The sequence below is a fragment of the Amycolatopsis sp. NPDC043889 genome (genome assembly GCF_056435645.1).
The window spans coordinates 1-18,550 of the sequence record NZ_JBWKEC010000052.1 but is presented as its reverse complement, the minus strand read 5'-3'; the positions used below and the strand labels follow the sequence as shown (position 1 = coordinate 18,550).

The window sequence follows — 18,550 nt, the reverse complement described above, 5'->3', positions numbered from 1 at the left end:
TGCTCAAACTTGGTGAACGCCCGGTGAACCGTCGGGGGAACCCTCCTGCACAGGCAGCGCGGCGCCGGGCAGCGGGACGGTGAACTGATAGCCAAGGCCGCGGACGGCCCTGATCCACTGTGGATCGTGTTCGTTGTCGCCGAGGCGTTTGCGCAGCCGCATGATGTGGACGGTGAGGGTGTTGCTGCGGGCCCGGCTGGCCTCGCCCCAGACGGCGCCGATCAGGTCTTTGCGGGTGAGGACCGCGCCGACGCGTTCGGCGAAGTACCGCAGGAGGAGGAACTCCATCGGCGGCAGGGACACCAGTTCGCCGTCGAGCCAGAACTGCGGGATGGTGCCGTCGATCCGGAGTCGGCCGAGGTCGAGCACGATCGGCCGGAGGTCGACGTTCTCGGGCCGGGGCGCGAAGGACCGCAGCAGCCGCAGCAGTTCCTGCGGCCGGTAGGGGCGGGGCACGATCGCGGTGACCCCGATCTCGGCGGCTTTCGCGGCGAACTCGCCGGCACCGGCCCCTGCGCCGGCGACGACCGGCAGGTCGGGTTCGTGCCGCCGGACGATGTCGAGGAAGTCGATCGCGTCCAGCCGTCCGGTCGCCGGGCCGAGGAGGACGACGTCCGGGCAGGTGCGGCCGACTTCCAGCAGCGCGGTGGCCGGGTCGGCGCAGCTGCGGATCTCGACCGGCTGCCCGACCAGGATTTCCGAGAGTTGCTGGACGACCTCGGGGTCCTGCTCGACCAGTAGCACCGCGAGCCGTTCGGGCAGGTCCCGGCATGCCGCCGTGCAGGCACGGCGGCGGAGGTGGAATTGGGAGTTGTCCGACTCCCACCCGTGGACGACGACGTCTGCTCTCATGACTCAGCCGAACCGGCCGGTGATGTAGGCCTCGGTCCGCGGGTCGGAGGGGTTGCTGAAGATGTGCTCGGTCGTGTCGAACTCGACCAGTTTCCCGATCCGGTCCCCGTTGTCGGTGACTTCGGCGGTGAAGAACGCGGTGCGCTGGGACACCCGCGCCGCCTGCTGCATGTTGTGGGTGACGATGATGATCGTGTAGGTCTTCGCCAGCTCGTTCATCAGGTCTTCGATCTTCGCCGTGGCGATCGGGTCCAGTGCCGAGCAGGGCTCGTCCATCAGGATCACCTCGGGGGAGGTCGCGATCGCGCGGGCGATGCACAGCCGTTGCTGCTGCCCGCCGGAGAGACCGGACGCGTTCTGCTTGAGCTTGTCCTTCACTTCGTCCCACAACGCCGCGCCGCGCAGCGCCCGCTCCACGACCTCGTCCATACTGTCCGGCTTCATCCCGGTGACCCGGGGACCGTAGGCGATGTTCTCGTAGATCGATTTGGGGAACGGGTTCGGTTTCTGGAACACCATGCCGATCCGGCGGCGCAATTCGATGACGTCGACGGCCGGTTCGTAGATGTCGACGCCGTGGTAGCCGACCCGGCCGTGCACCTTCGCGCCGGGGATGAGGTCGTTCATCCGGTTCAGGCAGCGCAGCACGGTCGACTTCCCGCACCCGGACGGCCCGATCAGCGCGGTGATCTCCTTGCTGCCGAAGGCGAGGTCGACTCCGCTGACGGCGAGGAAGTCGCCGTAGCTGACACCGAGGTCGCGTGCGGTGATCACGCCGTCGGGGTCGTTCTGGGGTGCCTCCGGCGCCTGGTGGTGTGCCAGTTCGACGAGCAGGCGTTCGCCTTGCTCGCCGAGTCGCGCTCCTGGCTGGTCATGCTTGCTCACGCCTGTCTGCTCCGCTCGTGTCATGAGGTTCGTGGTCCCCTTTCCGGTCCGTCACCAGTTCCGCTGGAAGCGGTTGCGCAGCCAGATCGCGATCCCGTTCATGGCCAGCAGGATGAGGATCAGCAGCAGGATGGTGGCCCAGGCCAGGTGCTGGAACTCCACTTCCGGCAGCTTGATCAGGTTGAAGATCTGCACCGGCAGCACGGTGTACCGGTCGAGCATGCCGTCGGGGTTGACGGTGACGAACACGGTCGCGCCGACCAGGATCAGCGGCGCCGCCTCGCCGATCGCCCGCGACAACGCGAGGATCGCGCCGGTCGCGATACCCGAGATCGCCGCCGGAAGGACCTGGCGCCACGTGGTCTGCCACTGCGTCGCACCGAGCGCCAGCGACGCGTCCCGGATCTCGCGCGGGACAGCGCGCAGCGCCTCGCGGGTGGTGATGATGATGACCGGCAGGATCAGCAGCGCCAGCGCCACGGAGCCGGCGAGCACGACCGGGCCGACCGAGATCGGGCCGCGCACGATGAACGCCAGGGTCAGGATGCCGTAGATGATCGTCGGCACCGCGACGAGATTCTGGATGTTCAGCTCGATCAGCCGGTTCCACCACTTGTCGCTGTCGGCGTACTCCTCCAGGTAGATCGCGGCCGCGATGCCCAGCGGCAACGCCAGCACGATCGTGCCCAGCATGACCCACAGCGTGCCGTAGATCGCCGACTCGACCCCGGAGGTCGCCGGGCGCAGTTTCGAGGGCTGGTTGGCCACGAGGTTCCAGTCGAACCGGGCCACGCCCTCGGAAATGATCACCACCAGGACCGCGAGGAGGAACGCGCACACGATCGCCAGGCACGCCCACAGCAGGAACGCGAACGCCGCGGACCGGGTGTCGGTGCGGCGGCCGTTGGTGAGCCGTTCGGTCGGCCGAATCGAGGTCAGGGTCATCAGTAGGCCTGCCTGTACTTGCGGACCAGCGTGATGCTGATCATGTTGATCACCAGCGTGAGGACGAACAGCAACGCGCCCACGGCGAACAGCGAGTAGTAGACGGGGCTGCCCTGCGGGGCGTCACCGCTGGCGACCTGGGCGATGAACCCGGTCATGGTCTGCGCGCCGACGAGCGGGTCGAAGGTGAACTGCGGCTGGTTGCCCGCCGCGATCGCCACGATCATCGTTTCCCCGACCGCGCGGGAGATCCCGAGCACGATCGCCGCCACGATCCCGGACAGCGCCGCGGGGAACACCACCCGCAGCGTGGTCTTCATCCGGTTCGCACCCAGGGCGTAGGACCCCTCCCGCAACGAGCGCGGGACCGCGGACATCGCGTCCTCCGACAGCGACGCGACGGTCGGGACGATCATGAAGCCCATCACGATGCCGGGGGAGAGGTTGTTGAAGATCTGCGCACCGAACACGTCCGACAGAATCGGGGTGACGATCGTCAGCGCGAACACGCCGTAGACGACCGTCGGGACGCCGGCGAGGATCTCCAGGATCGGCTTGATGATCCGCCGCACGCGGGCGTTCGCGTATTCCGACAGGTAGATCGCCGCGCCGAGCCCGAGCGGCACCGCCACCAGCAGGGCGATCACCGTGGTGCTCAACGTGCCGAGCACCAGCGGCAGGACGCCCCACTCCTTGTCGGTCCATGAGTCCTTGGCGCCGAACCCGGCCGTCCACGTCGTGCCGGTGAGAAATTCGCCGAGGCTGACGTTGCCGAAGAACTCGACCAGCGGGGCGAAGAGCGCCACCGCGATCCCGATCGTGATCACGATGGACAGCAGCGCGGACCCCGCCAGGAAACCCTTGATGATCCGCTCACCGATCCGGCTGCGCTGCGCCCGCAGATCGATCGGGCGCTCGGGCGGAGGCGGGCTCCCCGTGCCGGGGGAGCCCGCCGTGACAGGGCCGGTCGTCACTGCCCGCCGGCCTTCTTCTTCAGTTCTTCCAGTTCGGCCTGCGCCGTCTTAAGCTGCTCGGCCGTGAGGGGAATGAACTTCGCCGCCTTGACGATCTCCTCGTTCTTCTGCAGGTAGAACTCGGTGAACTTCACCACCTGCGGCTTCTTCAACCCGGCGTCAGAGGCGTAGATGAACAACGGCCGGGCCAGCGGCTTGTAAGACCCGTCCTGAGCGGCCTGCGACGACGGCGCGACACAGCCGCTGCCGCCGTTGATCTGCACGGCCTTGACCTTGTCCGCGTTGGCCTCGAGGTAGGAGAACCCGAAGTAGCCCAGCGCGCCCTTGGTCGCCGACACACCCTGCACGGTGACGTTGTCGTCCTCGGTCGGGTTGTAGTCGGTACGGCTCGCGCCGTCCTTACCGTTGATCACCTCGGTGAAATAGCTGAACGTGCCCGAGTCCGAACCGGCGCCGAACAGCTGTAGCGGCTCGTTCGGGAACGAGGGGTCGACCTCGTTCCAGTTCTTCACCGTCGACCCGGGAGCCCAGATCTTCTTCAGCTGCTCGACGGTCAGGCACGACGCCCAGCTGTTGTCCTTGTTGACCACCACGCTCAGCGCGTCGTTGGCCACCAAAAGCTCGGTGTAGGCGATCTTCTTCTCCGCGCACAGCTTCTTCTCGGACTCGCTGATCGGGCGGGACGCGTTCGAGATGTCGGTCTCGCCGGCACAGAACTTCTTGAACCCGCCACCGCTGCCGGAGGTGCCGACGGTGACGTTGGCTTCGGGGTTCTCGCCCATGAACAACTCGCCCGCGGCCGAGGTCAGCGGCTCGACGGTGCTGGACCCGTCGATGACGACCGGGCCGGACGCCTTCTGCTCGGTCCCGGTGGCGCCGGGCTGCTCGTCGCTTCCCCCGCAAGCGGCCAAGGTCAATCCGGCTGCCATGACAACGGCCGCCATACGCGCCCGCTTGAACTGGCGGATGGTCACTGAAGTGCCTCCTGCGTTGGTCCCCGGCACACGCCGGGCGAACGTCTCGCCTCGCGTTTGCGAGGCCCTTGCATCCAACAATCTCGATCTAAACGAATGGTGAACGAGAAGTGAAACCGCAGATTCGAAGCCGCACCGTGACCTTGGCTGCCGAAAAGCGTGAAAACGATTACGTGAGCTTGCCGGTAAGAGGTGAGTAACCAACCAGGTGGCCGTTGATCACGGCCGTCCATAGTGGATCAAGAAGTGTGGTCGGCGGGCGTCGTATCATGCCGCGTAGGCGCGGGATAGCACGCGAATTTGTTTGCAGTCAACCGGATCATCGTGAACTCGTCGGCTGGGAAAGCGCCTTTTCCGCTGGTTGACGGTCCCGGTTTTCCGTTGGTAGCTTGCTCCCGCTGGGGAGGCCTCCGCATGCGCGCACACTCAAATCATCATTCATGATGGGAGTCTGGGGCATTATGCGAGCAATTCAGAAAACGGCGGTCATGCTGTTCAGTACGGCCGCGCTGTATTCGGGTGTCGCCGTCGTCACGGCGCCGACGGCCGCGGCATATCCGCAGGACTGCAGCGCGGGAACGAGCTCGAACTCGGGATGGTCCTACTGCCGCTACGGCAGCGGAAGTCACCGTGTCCGGGTGACGTGCAACAACAACCTGGGATCCATCTACTACCGCTGGGGCGGCTGGGTCGGGACCGGCAGCTACTCGACCCGCGCGTGCGACTCGGTCTACCACAAGGCGACCGGCGCCATCGTCGAGAAACAAGGCGACTGACGGTCGCTATGACGACGCCGTCGCCATAGCGGAATGTGGATACCTGCCGTCAGACGTACTCGGTCCGGCGGCAGGTGTTCCTCGTCTTCACCGGACCGGAAAATGGAAACTCGTGTCCTAACATCGCGTGGCCCGCTGCTCGGCCGACAGTGGTGCGGTCCGATCGGCCAGCGGCCCACCGGTCGTCAGCAGCGCCTCCAAGGTCCGCAGCGGATCGGGAACAACGCTGTACCAGCTCCATGTTCCCCGGCGCTCTCGCTCGAGGATGCCCGCCGTGACCAGGACGCGGAGATGGTGGCTGAGTGACGGCTGTGGCATGTCGAACTCCTCGGCGAGATCGCAGAAACACGCCTCGCCGCCCGGTGAATACCGGACCATCGACAGCAGCCGGATCCGCACGGGATCCGACAGCGCTTTGAACAACTTCGCCGCCTGCTCCGCCTCGTCCTGCGCCACGACCGCCGCGGGCTCGGCCATCAGCAGGGTGATGGCCACCGGCTTCCGGGTGCGGCCGTTGTCGGTCGCCATATGCCCTCCTTGGATCGTGTGACCTCTGACGGCGAGCCTACCCACTGGATTGACAAACGTCGATACAAGCCGTTGAATTGGATTCGCAGACTTCGATCCAGTCCTCGCCCCTTGTCCAGAGGAGACGCCATGACCCACGCCACGGACGGCTTGCCCGCCCGCGAGGTGCTGGACCAGCTCGACCGGATCGCCGACGAACTGGCGGACAAGTTCCATGGCACGTTCGGCCGGGAAACGGTCGAGCACTTCGTCAACGAGACCTACTACCTGCTCGAACGGACCGCGACGGTCAAGGTCCACCTCACGACGCTGACCGCCCGCTTCGCCCGTGAGCGGCTGCTCGACCTGGCCAAGGTCGACGGCCTGACGCACGTCACGGCGCCGCAGGTGCTGTTCATCTGCGTGCACAACGTCGGCCGCTCGCAGCTGGCCGCCGCGCTGCTCACCCACCACGCCTTCGGGCATGTGATGGTCCGCTCCGCCGGGTCACAGCCGACCGGGGAGATCCCAGAGGTCATCACCGAGGCGCTGGGCGAGCTGGACATCGAACTGGCGGGCGCGTTCCCGAAACCGCTGACCGACGAGGTCGTCCGCGCCGCCGACGTGGTGGTCACCATGGGCTGCGGCGACGCCTGCCCGATCTACCCCGGCAAGCGCTACCTCGACTGGGACGTGCCCGACCCGATGGACCAGCCGCTGAGCACGGTCCGGTCCATCCGCGACGACATCGACCGCCGGGTCCGCCGCCTGCTGGAAGAGCTCGTGGACTGACACACGATGTTCACCTAGATCGGTGATTATGGATACAGAGTTTCGTCGTAGTCGAAAGAGGAGCAGTTCATGACCCGCACGCCTGAGGTGTTGTTCGTCTGCGTGCACAACGCCGGCCGCTCGCAGATGGCCGCCGCCTTGTTGCAGCACTACTCGCTCGGCCGCATCGCCGTCCGGTCGGCGGGTTCCGAGCCCGCCGAGAAGGTCAACCCCGCAGCGGCAGCGGCCCTCGCGGAGTGGGGATTGGACATCACGGCCGAGGTGCCGAGCAAACTGTCCACCGAGGACGTCGAAGCCTCCGACGTGGTGATCACGATGGGCTGCGGCGACACCTGCCCGGTCTTCCCCGGCAAGCGATACCTCGACTGGCCGCTGGAAGACCCGGCCGGTCAGGGCGTTGACGCCGTCCGCCCGATCCGCGACGAGATCGACCGACGGATCCGCGGCCTGGTCGCCGAAATCCTCGACGCCTGACCCTCACCTTCCACACTTTCTGGAGACCAGCCCGTGACTCAAACCGCCGACAAGGCCGGTACCCCGGCCGACACCGACGTCCTGCACAAACTGTCCTTTCTGGACCGATTCCTTCCCGTCTGGATCATCGTCGCGATGGGCGCAGGGCTGCTGCTGGGTAGCGTGATCCCTGGTCTGCAGGGTGTGCTGGACGCGGTGAAGATCGGGCAGGTCTCGCTGCCGATCGCGCTCGGTCTGCTGCTGATGATGTACCCGGTGCTGGCGAAGGTCCGTTACGACAAGCTCGACACCGTGACCAAGGACAAGCGCACGATGGTGCTCTCCTTGGTGCTGAACTGGATTCTCGGCCCGGCGCTGATGTTCGCGCTCGCCTGGCTGATGCTGCCGGATCTGCCGGAGTACCGGACCGGGCTGATCATCGTCGGGCTCGCCCGCTGCATCGCGATGGTGATCATCTGGAACGACCTCGCCTGCGGTGACCGCGAGGCCGCGGCGGTGCTGGTCGCGCTGAACTCGGTGTTCCAGGTGATCATGTTCGGCGTGCTCGGCTGGTTCTACCTCGACCTGCTTCCCGGCTGGCTGGGTCTGGACACGACGACGCTGGACTTCTCGCCGTGGGAGATCGCGCTCAGCGTCGTCATCTTCCTCGGCATCCCGCTCGCCGCCGGATACCTTTCCCGCCGCATCGGGGAGCGGAGCAAGGGCCGCGACTGGTACGAGGGCAGGTTCCTGCCCAAGATCGGCCCGATCGCGCTCTACGGTCTGCTGTTCACCATCGTGATCCTGTTCGCCCTGCAGGGCGACAACATCACCTCCCGCCCGTTCGACGTCGCCCGGATCGCTTTGCCGCTGCTGGTGTACTTCGCGGTCATGTGGATCGGCGGCTATCTGCTGGGCAAGGCGTCCGGTCTGTCGTACGAGCGCACCACGACGCTGGCGTTCACCGCGGCGGGCAACAACTTCGAGCTCGCGATCGCCGTCGCGATCGGTGTCTTCGGCGTGACATCGGGGCAGGCGCTCGCCGGGGTCGTCGGGCCGCTGATCGAAGTCCCGGTGCTGGTCGCGCTGGTCTATGTGAGCCTGTGGCTGCGGAAACGCTGGACCGTGAAAGCACCCGCGGAGTGACCGGAGCCGCGCGGGTAGTGGTCATCGGCGGGGGCCAGGCCGGCCTCGCCGCGGGCTACTACCTGCGCCGCGCAGGCCTGGATTTCGTCATCCTCGACGCCCAGACCGAGCCGGGCGGTGCCTGGCTCCACGGCTGGGACTCGCTGCGCCTGTTCTCCCCGGTGCGGCACAGCTCCCTGCCAGGGTGGCCGATGCCGCCCTACCCGGGGCCCGGGTATCCGACCGCCGAGCACGTCGTCGACTACTTGGCCGCGTACGGGAAGCGCTACGAACTCCCGATCCGCCGAGGGGAGACGGTGAACGCCGTTTCCCGGGACGGCGACCGCTTCCAGGTGAGCACCGACACCGGGGACTGGAGCGCCGAGGCGGTCATCAGCGCGACCGGAACCTGGTGGCGTCCCTTTCTGCCGCTGATGCCCGGCGGGTTCACCGGTCGCCAGCTGCACACCGTGGACTACCGGGGTCCGGACGAGTTCGCGGGCCAGGACGTCGTGGTGGTCGGCGGCGGCAACTCCGGCGCGCAGATCGCCGCCGACTTCGCGGGCACGGCGAATCTGACCTGGGTCACCCGCCGCCCACCGCGGTACCTGCCCGACCACATCGACGGCAAGGCACTCTTCGACGTCGCCACCCGGCGCCGCCGGGCCCTCGAGACCGGACAGGCCGACACCGCCGGAGTCGCCGGGCTGGGTGACATCGTCGCCGTCCCTCCCGTCCGTGAAGCCCGCGACGCCGGGCTGCTGCGGCCGCGTGCGATGTTCGCGCGACTCGACGGCGATGGTCCTGTGTGGACGGACGGCACCCGTCAGCACGCCGACGCGGTCATCTGGTGCACCGGATTTCGCCCCGCGCTGAGCCATCTCGCCCCGTTGCGGCTGCGGACCACCCGTGGCCGCATCCCGACCGAGGGCACCCGTGCCGTAGCCGAGCCCCGGCTGCACCTGCTCGGCTACGGCGACTGGACCGGCCCCGCCTCGGCCACGCTCATCGGCGTCGGCATGACCGCGCGGGCCGCGGTCGCCGACCTCAAAGCCACGCTGGACACCGACGGCGGATAGCCCGTCAGCCGGCGCTCGCGGCGATCGTCTTCAGCTGGTCGGCCAGTGCTGGCGAGCAGTAGGTTTTGAGCACCTCCGCGCGGGCCGGGCAGACGGCCAGATCGGGGCACACCAACGGAATCATCACTTTCAGCGTCGTAGCCAGATGCCCATACGGGAGCGCACCGAGGATCTGCTTGACCCCGAACACCGCCGTGGAACTCAGCACGTCGGCGAGGAACCGCGGAAACCGCAGCCGGAGAAGCCCATCACGGATCGGGGTCTGGGTGAGTTTGGCGTAGGTGCCCGGGTCGAGCCCGGTCGCCAGCTCGTTCAGACGAAGACAGAGGAAGTGGCCTTTGCGGCGGGTCTTGTACAGCCACGGGAGGTTGTCGAGCGTACGGTCGGCGACCCGGACATAGAAGCCATCCTGATCGAACACGTACGCCACGGCGTCATCGGCGACCTGCGCCCGGAAACGACCCAGCTCCGCCTTGGCCCGTTGGCGACGCTCGACCTTCGGTGCGGGCCTTGGCGCGACGACTCGCGGCGGCTGAGGAACGCGTGTGGGACTCGGCGGCGTGTGCCGGACCGCCGACGGTGGCGATGTCCAGCTAGGCCGATGGACCGGAGCCCGCGTCTGAGCGGATCGGGACGAGGAGCTGCGAGCAGACCGTCTGCAGTCCTCGCCGCGCTGAGAGCCGTAGCGATGAGCCCGCCCGCATGACGAGCACGCGTACTGATTGCGGGGAAGTCTTCGATGGCCTGCCACCTCTTCCACGCTAGGAACATGATCGCCCCTGGTCACTCGGCTGTTCCGGTCCGGCGGGCGGCGGGAATCTCACCCCCCGCGTTGTAATTCGTCCTTGTGAGGCAACGCGGTTAACCCTCGTGAGTGGACCGCCAGCTGAAGCACTGCCGCCACGACGAGCCGGGTCGCCGCGACAAGGGTTTCGGTCTCGACGCGGTCAGCGGTTTCGGCCGGGGTCTGGTAGCCGGGCATTCCCATGCCGATCCCGATCGCGGCCAACCCGGCGGCTGCGTAGCGGCGGTTGTCCGACGGCATCGCCCCGGCCCGCAACGGCACCCCGGTCTCCCGGCCGGCTTGGTCGAGCGCGGCCAGCAGGTCGTGCGCGGGCCCGCCTGCTTCGACCGAGGCGCCGTCGCCGAGCTGGGCGGCACCGTCCACGTTGATCACGTAGGTGCCGGACCGCACGCTGGGCGCGTGGTGCGCCGATCCGCGCGCCCCGGCTTCCTCGCCGTCGAGGAGGCTCACCGCCAGCCCGATGTGGTCCGGTAGGAGCGGCGCGAGCAGGCGTGCGGCTTCGAGGACGACGGCAACCCCGGAGGCGTTGTCCGCGGCGGCGGGCAGCCGCTGCTCCGGGTCGTCGCCCACGCCATCGAAGTGCGCGGTCAACAGCACACCCGCAGATCCGGCGGCGGGTTCGCGGAGAACACCGTGCACGTTCGACCCGATGACGTCGACAGCTCGCATCGGCATCGAGGCGGTCACCATGCCCGATCCCGCACGAGTCACCTCTTCGTGAAGCTCGGCGCGGACAGCGATCACCGGCAAAGCGCCCACCGACGGCCCGGCGATCATCTTCGGCATCCAACCTGCGGCGTCCGTTCCGCGCGGCACCAGCAACCCCGCGGCGCCCTCGGTCAGTGCTCGCGCCGAAACTCCCAGGTTCGGCGTGAGCACCCACTTGTCCTGCCACTCATCGGACTCGGCGAGTGCGAGCTCGGCCGTGCGGGGTGCGGGCAGGTCCGCCGATACGAGGTGCTCGGCGAAGTCTCGGCGGTGCACCCAGCTCCGAGGTGCCGAGTCCTCGCTCCACGAGAACTCTGGCGTGCGATACAGCTCCCGCACACCCGCCACGGGGAACTCGTCGGCGGTGACCGACGCGCCGATCGCCCGCAGCTGCCCGGCGAGCCAGCGGGCAGCCGCGCGACCGCCGGGCGTCCCCACCCGACGGCCCGCGAACCGGTCGTCGGCCAACACAGCGACCGTGGCCTTCAGTCGAGAGCCGGAGACCGTCGCGGTCATGAACAGCAACCGGCGCCAGTGGCCACCGCGTCGGCCTTCGCGGCCGGGTCGCAGCAGGATCCTGCCGCGGTCGCCGCCTCGGTGGTTCCGCAGCAGGTGCTCGTGGCCGTCGTCGCGCCGGTGGGTGCGGTGCCGCAACAGCCGCTCGAGGCCGGCGGGGTGAACGCTTCGGCCGGGTCACCGGCGAAACCACCGGCAGTTTCGTTGCTCATCACAGAACTCCTTGTGGTGTCGAGGGATTCAGAAGCGCGTGGACAGCTGCAGTGCCCGGTCGCGGGCGGTGTCGAGCAGGGTGTCGGCGCGGCACTGGCCGGTGCACACCTGCACGCACGTGTCGCAGAACTCGACGGTCGGCGTGCTGGTGAACAGGCGGCGGAGGAGCTTGATCATCGGAAACCCTATCTAGACGGTTATCGAAACAGTGGAGTCAGTTTGCTCCTGACTTAGATGGATGTCAATATAGATAGGTGTCGAAGTCAGAATCGGGTCTGAAGCTACTGCCGGTGATCGAGCAGGGCTGCTGCGCGCCGCTCGCGGCCGAGCCGTTGACCTCCGAGCAGTCGATGGACCTGGCGAAGGCGTTCAAAGCGCTGGGTGATCCGGTGCGGCTGCGGCTGCTGTCGCTGATCACGTCCGCACAGGGGGAGAGCTGCGTGTGTGACCTGACCGCCGCGTTCGACCTGACCGGGCCGACGATCTCCCATCACCTGAAAGTCCTGCGTGAAGCCGGGCTGGTCGGCAGCGAGCGCCGGGGCACCTGGGTGTATTACTGGCCGCGCACCGAGACGCTGAGTCAGCTGTCGGGTTTGCTGTCCGCGCCAGGACTCGTTCCGGGATCCTGATCATCATCCGGCGACGCTGCGCGTGCCGCGGCTTCGCTGACGAAGGCGCGTGCTTCCTCGATCACTTCGGGCGGCTGCCCTTGATTTCCCCAGAGCGCCATCGTGCTGGTGTCCCACAGCCGTCCGGGCACTGTGGAAGGTGTGAGCATGACGCCGAGCGTGCAGTGCTCCCAGTCGCCGATGGCGGTGCTGTAGTCGTAGTGCAGGACCTGCAGCCGAATCATCAAGGCATCGCGCGCTTCCTCGGAAAGGCGTGAGGCGACCACGAACTGCAGGGGAGTGAAGTCGCCAGGGGCAGGGATGACCGTGCGGCTGTGGATGAGGGTGCCGGGTTTGGTGTGCTGGGCCGCGGACTCCATGAACCTGATCAGGTTGCGGCCGAGTTCGGTCCGGTGCTCGACCGGCAAGCCGTCCAAGGCGGCGAGCATGAGCAGCAGATCCGCGTCGCGCCCTTCCGGAATCGGGGTCTCCGCCACGTCCTCCATGATCATGCGGAGCATGACATGTGGCGCCTCCTCGTCATGGCCGGCGGGATGCAGCGGCGCCCGGGCCACGGAGATCGTCTCCCACGGTTTCGCGGCCAGCACCGAGGCCACCGCCGGATCTATCGCCCCGGGAACGGCTTCGATGTCAGCGAGGGCATATTCGTGATAGCGGCGTGGCTCGTCGCCGAGTTCGACGGCGTCACCACCGCCCGCGCGCATGAGGTACGCCAGCACCGCGCGAGTGGAACGGAGGTGGTCGAACAGGAATTCCCAGTCTCGCCGGAGGATCACGATCGCCGGGACAGCGGTCGGCGCCGGCGGAGGCAGGTAGCCGGGGGGCGGATCCGCGTGGTCGATCACCACGACCGTCAGCCACTCGTAGTCCTCGCCCGCCACCTGAATAGTCCGCCCGCGCGCGTTGGTCATCGCCGCGGCGGCGAGCTTGAGGCGCCGCACAGTTCCACTGCCCTGACCGAGCGCCTTCTTCACGTTCTTGCCCAACCACGACAGTTCGCGATCCCGCTCGTCGGTGGGATCGGTCCGGCTCTTGGACTGAATAACCGCTGCCTGGCTGCCGACCAGGAGCAGCCCGTCACCGAGTTCTCGTACTCCCGAACCCGTACGTTGTTGCTCGGGCCGGAACACGAAGTCCGGCAACCCCCACGTCGCTGCGGCGTCCCGGACAGCGTCCTCGGCCGCGTACCCCTGCGTCGCGGCGTCCGGCAGCGGGGAGGCGTCCGCGATACGCCGGATCGCGGACCCTGCCGCGGTCTCGATCACCAGTGTGAGCGGCTTACCCACTGATCGCCTCCTCGCTAGGCACCAGCGGATCGCATTATGCGCGAGCCGCTGGCGCCAGACGCGTCACCGCGCCGAAGCGGGTTGGCAACACGCCGTCCGCGGCGACGAGACGCTGCCCAGAAGGCGTTTAGCCACGTAATGGGCGTCGCGCCCGACACCGCGCAGGGTGGCGGATGCGAAGCTGCGCTGCCACTCCAGCCCGACGTAGGCCAACCCGGGGTGGGTGGTGGACAGGCCGCGATCCTGCAGCGGCCTGTCATCGGAGGCCAACGCCCCGAGCTTGTCCAGATAGGACAGTCCGGGCCGGAAGCCGGTGGCGAGCAGGATGGTGTCGACGCGTTCACGGGTTCCGTCCGGCCAGACCACGGTGTCGCCGTCGATGGTCGTGAACATGCGCCGCTGGTCCGGCTTTCCGTTGAGGATCGCGGCCTTGTAGATGCCAGGATCGTTCACCGCAGTGGTCGGCGGGCTCTTCAGCAGATGCCCGATCGGCAGGTGATCGAACCCGACGGCAGCGGACCAGAAATGCACGTCCTTCCCGAACGGCCGCTGCGGCGCGAACTTCACCGGTGCCCGGTTGGCGAGGGTGACGTGAGCGTGGCCGGCGAGTTCGGCCGCGATCTGGACGGCCGAGTTGCCCGCGCCGACGACGATCACGCGCTGCCCGGCGAACGGTGCCGGGTTTCGATATTCGCCACTGTGCAGGACGTTACCGGTGAAGGTGTCCAAACCGGACAGGGCCGGGCGGTAGGGGCGGGAGAAACCTCCGGACGCGGCGATGACGATCGGCGCGGTCAGCGCGGTTTCCCCGGCGGCGTGCACGGTGAACGTGCCGTCGTCGTGGGTTACGGAGTCGACGTGATGGCCGGTGCGGATCTCGGTGCCGAGGCAGTCGGCGTAGCGGCGCAGGTAGTCGACGACTTCGTCTCGGTGCGGGTAGTGCTCGGGGTCGCCGGGGAAGGGCAGGCCGGGGAGGCTGCTGTAGCGGGCGGGGGAGAAGAGGGTCAGCGAGTCGTAGTACCGGGGCCAGGACCCGACCGGTTCGGCGCCGGCCTCGAGGATCACTGGCTTCAAGCCCTTGCTGCGCAGGGCTTGGGCGGCGGCGAGACCGGCCTGGCCGCCGCCGACGATGATCACGTCGTGGTCGTTCATGAGTTCCTTCCAGGATTAGGTGTCGCCGCGAGGGCGAGGACTGCGGCGGTCACGGTGACCGCCGCGAGCGCGAGGAAGGTCGGCGAGTATCCGCCGATACCGCTCGCGATGGCCGCTCCCGCCCAGGGGGCGAGGGCGACGGTGATGGTCAAGGGCGCTTGCAGGAGTGCGTTGAGCCGTCCGTAGTGGGTGGTTCCCCAGCGGTCGGCCACGGCGGTGGCTTGCAGGAGCGTGAACACCCCGCGCGCCATCCCCGCTACGACCGCGGCGACGATCAGCCCGGCCGTGGTGGTCAGCAGACCCAGCACGGCCGTGGTCGCGGCGGCGGCGAGGAACACGATCGCGGTCCGGACTCGGACCGTCGTCAGCCGGGTGAGTGTGGTGTAGCCGAGCCGTCCCAGCACCTGCCCGGCGCCGCCAAGGCCGAGGGCGATCGCCGCTGTCGTGCTGCTGACACCGCGTTCGGTGAGCAGCGGCACGAGATTGATCACCCCGGCGTACACGGCGAACGCTGCCAGGCTGAACGCGATCACCAAGCCCCGGAACGGAATCCCGCGCGCGATCCGCGCCGGGTCACTCTGCTCCGGATGCGTGCTCTCCGGTGGCTCAGCCGGCGGCCACGGCCCGCGCAAACCCCACAGGTGTGCCGGGATGGTGACGACGGCCAGCACCACCGCGAGGACGAGGTAGGTCTCCCGCCAATCCAGGTATGCCGTGAGCAGCGCGGTCAGCGGCGCGAACACCGTGCTCGCCAAACCCGCGGCCAGGGTGAGCACGGTCAGCGCGAACACCCGCCGCGGCCCGTACCACCGAGTCAACGCCGCGAAGGCGGGCGGATACAGCACCGCGCCCATCGAGACCCCGGCCACCAGCCACGCCACGGTGAACCACAGCAGGTTCTGTGCCAGCGCGACCGCGACCACCGCAGGGACCGCCAGTACCGACCCCGCTGCCATGACCGATCGCGGTCCGCGCCGATCCAGCCACCGCCCGACCGGGATCCCTGTCAACGCGGCGACGACCTGCCCGGCCGAGAACGCCGCGATCACCCAGGCCGTCGACCAGCCCGTCACGTGGCTGATTTCCGGCGCCAGCACGGGAAAGGCGTAGAATAGGATACCCCAGCTGGTGATCTCGGTGACGCAGAGAACGGCCAGCACGCGGCGCAACCCGGACGTGGTCAACCCGGGCGACGCTGCGGCGGTCGCGATCGGCATAGCGGTCAGTGCACCGCGGCCGACGGCGCGGACAGCGTCAGAACTTCCGGCTCCGGTGTCGCGCAGCAGCCACTGGCGGCCGGTGCGTCGTCCGGCTCGTCGAACAGGCCGGCACCGCCGCAGACTCCGGTCTCGGCCATCCGCAGCTCGACCCGCGCGGCCGCCTCATGGTCTCCGGCCAGCTGGGCGGCGATGCTGCGCACCTGCTCGTAACCGGTCATGGCGAGGAAGGTCGGCGCCCGGCCGTAGCTCTTCATCCCGGCCAGGTAGAAGTCCTTCTCCGGATGCGCGAGCTCCTTGGCTCCGTGCGGATACACGGTTCCGCACGAGTGGACGTTCGGGTCGATCAGCGGCGCGAGCGCGACCGGTGCCTGCAACGTCGGGTCCAGCTCGAGCCGGATCTCCGAAAGCCAAATCAGGTCGGGCCGGAAACCGGACAGGGTCACGACCTCGTCGACCTGCTCGATCCGCCGTCCGGTGGAGGAGCGCAGGGTCAGCCGTCCGTCGGTGTCGTGGTCGACCGCCTCGGTGCGGAACCCGGTCACCACCGCGATCAGTCCGGATTCCACCGCTTCCTGGGCGCGCAGGCCGAGAGCGCCCCGCGCGGGAAGCTGATCGGCCTCGCCGCCGCCGAAGGTGTTGCCGACCGCGCCGCGGCGCAGCACCCAGCTGATCCGCGCCTCCGGCGAGTCCTTCGCGAGGCCGGACAAAGCGACCAGCGCGGTCAGCGCCGAATGCCCGCTGCCCGCGACCACCACGTGCTTGCCCGCATACCGCGCCCGCACCGCGTCGTCGCCCAAATTCGGGACCCGGTAAGCGATCCGGTCCACCGCCGCACGCTCACCGGCGGCGGGAAGACCTTCGCCGCCGAGCGGGTTGGGCGTCGACCACGTGCCGGACGCGTCGATCACGGCCCGCGCCGCGATCCGGTCCTCCGCCCCATCGGCGGCACGGACGTGCACGCTGAACGGCTCGTCGTCGCGGCCGCTGTCCACGACCCGGTCCCGTCCCCGGCGGGCGACCCCGATCACCTCGGCGCCGAAGCGCACCCGGTCGCCGAGCGCCGCCGCCAGCGGTCGCAGGTACAGCTCGGCCCAGTCCGAGCCCGTCGGGTACGCCTCAGCATCGGGCCAAGTCCAGCCTGTGAGCCCCAGCAGTCGCCCGGCCGCGGGGGCGACGAGTTCGGACCACGGCGAGAACAACCGCACGTGGTTCCACTCCGCGACATCCGCTCCAGCCCGCGCGCCACGCTCCAGCACCAGCGGCTCGAAGCCCCGCTCCACCAGCTCGGCGGCCGCCGCCAGCCCCACCGGGCCCGCTCCGATCACCACGACAGGCAGCTCGTTCATCCCCATGCACCTTTCATCGATCCATCTCGATTGAGTCGATGCGACGGACTGTATCGATCGGAGTCGATTGACGCAACCATCGATTCTGGCCGATACTGGGTGGCATGACGACGGTTGTGCCCGTTCCCCTCGCCGGTCTCCTGCCCGAGCGTGAAGCCGCGACGTACGCCGGGTGGTTCGCGTGTCTGGCCGAGCCGATGCGGGTGAAGCTGCTGCACGCGGTCGCGACCTCGCCTCGCGGCCTGACCGTCGGCGCGCTCACCGAGATCCTCGGGACCAGCCAGTCCACCTGCTCCCACCACGTCCGGAAGCTGGCTGACGTGGGTTTCGTGCACCTGCGGAAAGAGGGCACGGCCACGGTCGTGACGATCAATCAGGCGTGCTGCAGCGGGCTCCCGCACGCGGCCGACGCCGTCATGGGCCTACTCGCGCCGCGCCCGTGCTGCCCGGACAACATGCCTGACGACGTGCTCCTTCGCGCCCAACGCGACGACGACTGGAACGCGGTGCGCCGGATCTACGCCGAAGGCATCGCCACCGGACTGGCCACCTTCGAAACCGAAGTCCCGACTAGGAAAGCTCTCGACGCGAAATGGCTGACCAGGCATCGGTGGGTCGCCGAGATCGACGGGCAGGTCGCCGGCTGGACAGCTGCCACCTCGGTCTCGGAGCGCGAGTGCTACCAAGGCGTCGTCGAGACATCGGTCTACGTCGCCGAAAGCCATCGCGGCCGCGGAGTCGGGAAGGCCCTGCTCTTCAAGCAAGTCACTGAGGCTGACGCTGCCGGGCTGTGGACCTTGCAGACCTCGATCTTCACCGACAACCGCGCCAGCATCGCCCTGCACCACAGCGCCGGTTACCGCACCGTCGGCATCCGCGAACGCATCGCCCAACGCGACGGCATCTGGCACGACACCGTCTTCCTCGAACGCCGTAGCCCGATGAACTAGCCTCGCTGCCCACACGGGTTCGCTGCCACTGTCGTCTCCGGTCATCGCGCTCTCCGCGCCGACCGCGAACCCGCCGGGCGAGCCTCGTTGGTCAGTCCAGGTCGCCGCGCGCTCGGCCGTCTTGCCCAACTGAGTTCTCGCCGATGCTCATCGCGGTTCACCACAAGCACATCGAGAAAGCCGGCCAACGTGCTATCGCTCCTTTCCTTGGCGGGGACTGTCCCAGTAACGGTGTTTCCGGCCCGACACGCCGGGCGTGGGCCTCGGTGGGACTGTCCCAGTAACGGTGTTTCCGGCCCGACACGCCGGGCGTGGGCTCGGTGGGATGGGCACGGTGTGTGATGACACTGGATGTTGTGACTT

The 18,550-nt window shown here is 68.3% G+C and carries 21 protein-coding genes; 7 read left to right on the top strand and 14 right to left on the bottom strand.

The features are described from left to right. Positions 1 to 3 precede the first annotated feature (3 nt). From AC0685_RS42015 to AC0685_RS41995, 5 genes are all read right to left on the bottom strand, one after another. Positions 4 to 852 carry a response regulator transcription factor gene (locus AC0685_RS42015; RefSeq protein ID WP_478230614.1) on the bottom strand — a complete coding sequence of 283 codons (849 nt, stop codon included), beginning with the start codon at positions 850 to 852 and terminating at the stop codon, positions 4 to 6. A gap of 3 nt (positions 853 to 855) precedes the next feature. Then, on the bottom strand, positions 856 to 1,626 hold the full coding sequence (gene pstB / locus AC0685_RS42010) for a phosphate ABC transporter ATP-binding protein PstB (protein WP_478230628.1): 771 nt from the start codon (positions 1,624 to 1,626) through the stop codon (positions 856 to 858). A gap of 162 nt (positions 1,627 to 1,788) precedes the next feature. Next, positions 1,789 to 2,682: a phosphate ABC transporter permease PstA gene (pstA, locus tag AC0685_RS42005; protein ID WP_478230613.1), complete on the bottom strand. Its 894-nt coding sequence runs from the start codon at positions 2,680 to 2,682 to the stop codon at positions 1,789 to 1,791. Next, positions 2,682 to 3,656: a phosphate ABC transporter permease subunit PstC gene (pstC, locus tag AC0685_RS42000; protein WP_478230612.1), complete on the bottom strand. Its 975-nt coding sequence runs from the start codon at positions 3,654 to 3,656 to the stop codon at positions 2,682 to 2,684. The genes pstA and pstC overlap by 1 nt, the downstream gene beginning before the upstream one ends. Then, positions 3,653 to 4,630 carry a PstS family phosphate ABC transporter substrate-binding protein gene (locus AC0685_RS41995; protein WP_478230611.1) on the bottom strand — a complete coding sequence of 326 codons (978 nt, stop codon included), beginning with the start codon at positions 4,628 to 4,630 and terminating at the stop codon, positions 3,653 to 3,655. Before AC0685_RS41995 ends, pstC begins: the two co-directional genes overlap by 4 nt. A 488-nt stretch (positions 4,631 to 5,118) precedes the next feature. On the opposite strand from AC0685_RS41995, the gene AC0685_RS41990 reads away from it, so the two are divergent. Continuing rightward, complete coding sequence (locus AC0685_RS41990; RefSeq protein WP_478230610.1) at positions 5,119 to 5,406, top strand: hypothetical protein; 288 nt, start codon at positions 5,119 to 5,121, stop codon at positions 5,404 to 5,406. 117 nt (positions 5,407 to 5,523) lie between these two features. On the opposite strand, the gene AC0685_RS41985 is transcribed toward AC0685_RS41990, so the two are convergent. Beyond that, a complete protein-coding gene (locus AC0685_RS41985) occupies positions 5,524 to 5,934 on the bottom strand; it encodes an ArsR/SmtB family transcription factor (RefSeq protein WP_478230609.1) in 411 nt (136 codons plus the stop codon). A gap of 129 nt (positions 5,935 to 6,063) precedes the next feature. Here AC0685_RS41985 and AC0685_RS41980 point away from each other — a divergent pair, with 129 nt between their 5' ends. The 4 genes from AC0685_RS41980 to AC0685_RS41965 all read left to right on the top strand — a co-directional run bounded on the left by AC0685_RS41980 (position 6,064) and on the right by AC0685_RS41965 (position 9,362). Beyond that, positions 6,064 to 6,705: an arsenate reductase/protein-tyrosine-phosphatase family protein gene (locus tag AC0685_RS41980; RefSeq protein WP_478230608.1), complete on the top strand. Its 642-nt coding sequence runs from the start codon at positions 6,064 to 6,066 to the stop codon at positions 6,703 to 6,705. Positions 6,706 to 6,774: 69 nt separating this feature from the next. After that, positions 6,775 to 7,179: an arsenate reductase ArsC gene (locus AC0685_RS41975; protein WP_478230607.1), complete on the top strand. Its 405-nt coding sequence runs from the start codon at positions 6,775 to 6,777 to the stop codon at positions 7,177 to 7,179. 33 nt (positions 7,180 to 7,212) lie between these two features. After that, complete coding sequence (gene arsB / locus AC0685_RS41970) at positions 7,213 to 8,304, top strand: ACR3 family arsenite efflux transporter (protein ID WP_478230606.1); 1,092 nt, start codon at positions 7,213 to 7,215, stop codon at positions 8,302 to 8,304. Continuing rightward, positions 8,301 to 9,362 (top strand): ArsO family NAD(P)H-dependent flavin-containing monooxygenase, encoded by a 1,062-nt coding sequence (locus AC0685_RS41965; RefSeq protein ID WP_478230605.1) that lies wholly within the window; start codon positions 8,301 to 8,303, stop codon positions 9,360 to 9,362. Before arsB ends, AC0685_RS41965 begins: the two co-directional genes overlap by 4 nt. A gap of 4 nt (positions 9,363 to 9,366) precedes the next feature. On the opposite strand, the gene AC0685_RS41960 is transcribed toward AC0685_RS41965, so the two are convergent. From AC0685_RS41960 to AC0685_RS41945, 4 genes are all read right to left on the bottom strand, one after another. Then, positions 9,367 to 9,792: a hypothetical protein gene (locus tag AC0685_RS41960; RefSeq protein WP_478230604.1), complete on the bottom strand. Its 426-nt coding sequence runs from the start codon at positions 9,790 to 9,792 to the stop codon at positions 9,367 to 9,369. 390 nt (positions 9,793 to 10,182) lie between these two features. Beyond that, positions 10,183 to 11,391, bottom strand: a complete 1,209-nt coding sequence (locus tag AC0685_RS41955; RefSeq protein WP_478230603.1) for a M28 family peptidase — start codon at positions 11,389 to 11,391, stop codon at positions 10,183 to 10,185. Continuing rightward, a complete protein-coding gene (locus tag AC0685_RS41950; RefSeq protein WP_478230602.1) occupies positions 11,388 to 11,603 on the bottom strand; it encodes a hypothetical protein in 216 nt (71 codons plus the stop codon). The genes AC0685_RS41955 and AC0685_RS41950 overlap by 4 nt, the downstream gene beginning before the upstream one ends. Positions 11,604 to 11,631: 28 nt before the next feature. Then, the gene (locus AC0685_RS41945) at positions 11,632 to 11,781 is read right to left on the bottom strand and encodes a hypothetical protein (RefSeq protein ID WP_478230601.1); all 150 of its coding nucleotides are present in this window, start codon (positions 11,779 to 11,781) and stop codon (positions 11,632 to 11,634) included. Positions 11,782 to 11,858: 77 nt separating this feature from the next. Here AC0685_RS41945 and AC0685_RS41940 point away from each other — a divergent pair, with 77 nt between their 5' ends. Continuing rightward, the gene (locus AC0685_RS41940; protein WP_478230600.1) at positions 11,859 to 12,233 is read left to right on the top strand and encodes an ArsR/SmtB family transcription factor; all 375 of its coding nucleotides are present in this window, start codon (positions 11,859 to 11,861) and stop codon (positions 12,231 to 12,233) included. Here the strand turns inward: AC0685_RS41940 and AC0685_RS41935 are convergent. The 4 genes from AC0685_RS41935 to AC0685_RS41920 form a co-directional block, all read right to left on the bottom strand. Continuing rightward, positions 12,185 to 13,519 carry a hypothetical protein gene (locus AC0685_RS41935; protein ID WP_478230599.1) on the bottom strand — a complete coding sequence of 445 codons (1,335 nt, stop codon included), beginning with the start codon at positions 13,517 to 13,519 and terminating at the stop codon, positions 12,185 to 12,187. The two genes, AC0685_RS41940 and AC0685_RS41935, sit on opposite strands and share 49 nt — an antisense overlap. Positions 13,520 to 13,582: 63 nt before the next feature. Next, positions 13,583 to 14,671 (bottom strand): flavin-containing monooxygenase, encoded by a 1,089-nt coding sequence (locus AC0685_RS41930; protein WP_478230598.1) that lies wholly within the window; start codon positions 14,669 to 14,671, stop codon positions 13,583 to 13,585. After that, a complete protein-coding gene (locus AC0685_RS41925) occupies positions 14,668 to 15,888 on the bottom strand; it encodes an MFS transporter (protein WP_478230597.1) in 1,221 nt (406 codons plus the stop codon). The genes AC0685_RS41930 and AC0685_RS41925 overlap by 4 nt, the downstream gene beginning before the upstream one ends. Before the next feature lie 5 nt (positions 15,889 to 15,893). Continuing rightward, entirely contained in the window at positions 15,894 to 17,237 is a 1,344-nt protein-coding gene (locus AC0685_RS41920; protein ID WP_478230596.1) for an FAD-dependent oxidoreductase, read from the bottom strand. 104 nt (positions 17,238 to 17,341) lie between these two features. Here AC0685_RS41920 and AC0685_RS41915 point away from each other — a divergent pair, with 104 nt between their 5' ends. Continuing rightward, positions 17,342 to 18,187 carry a helix-turn-helix domain-containing GNAT family N-acetyltransferase gene (locus AC0685_RS41915; RefSeq protein WP_478230595.1) on the top strand — a complete coding sequence of 282 codons (846 nt, stop codon included), beginning with the start codon at positions 17,342 to 17,344 and terminating at the stop codon, positions 18,185 to 18,187. Positions 18,188 to 18,550: the final 363 nt, after the last annotated feature.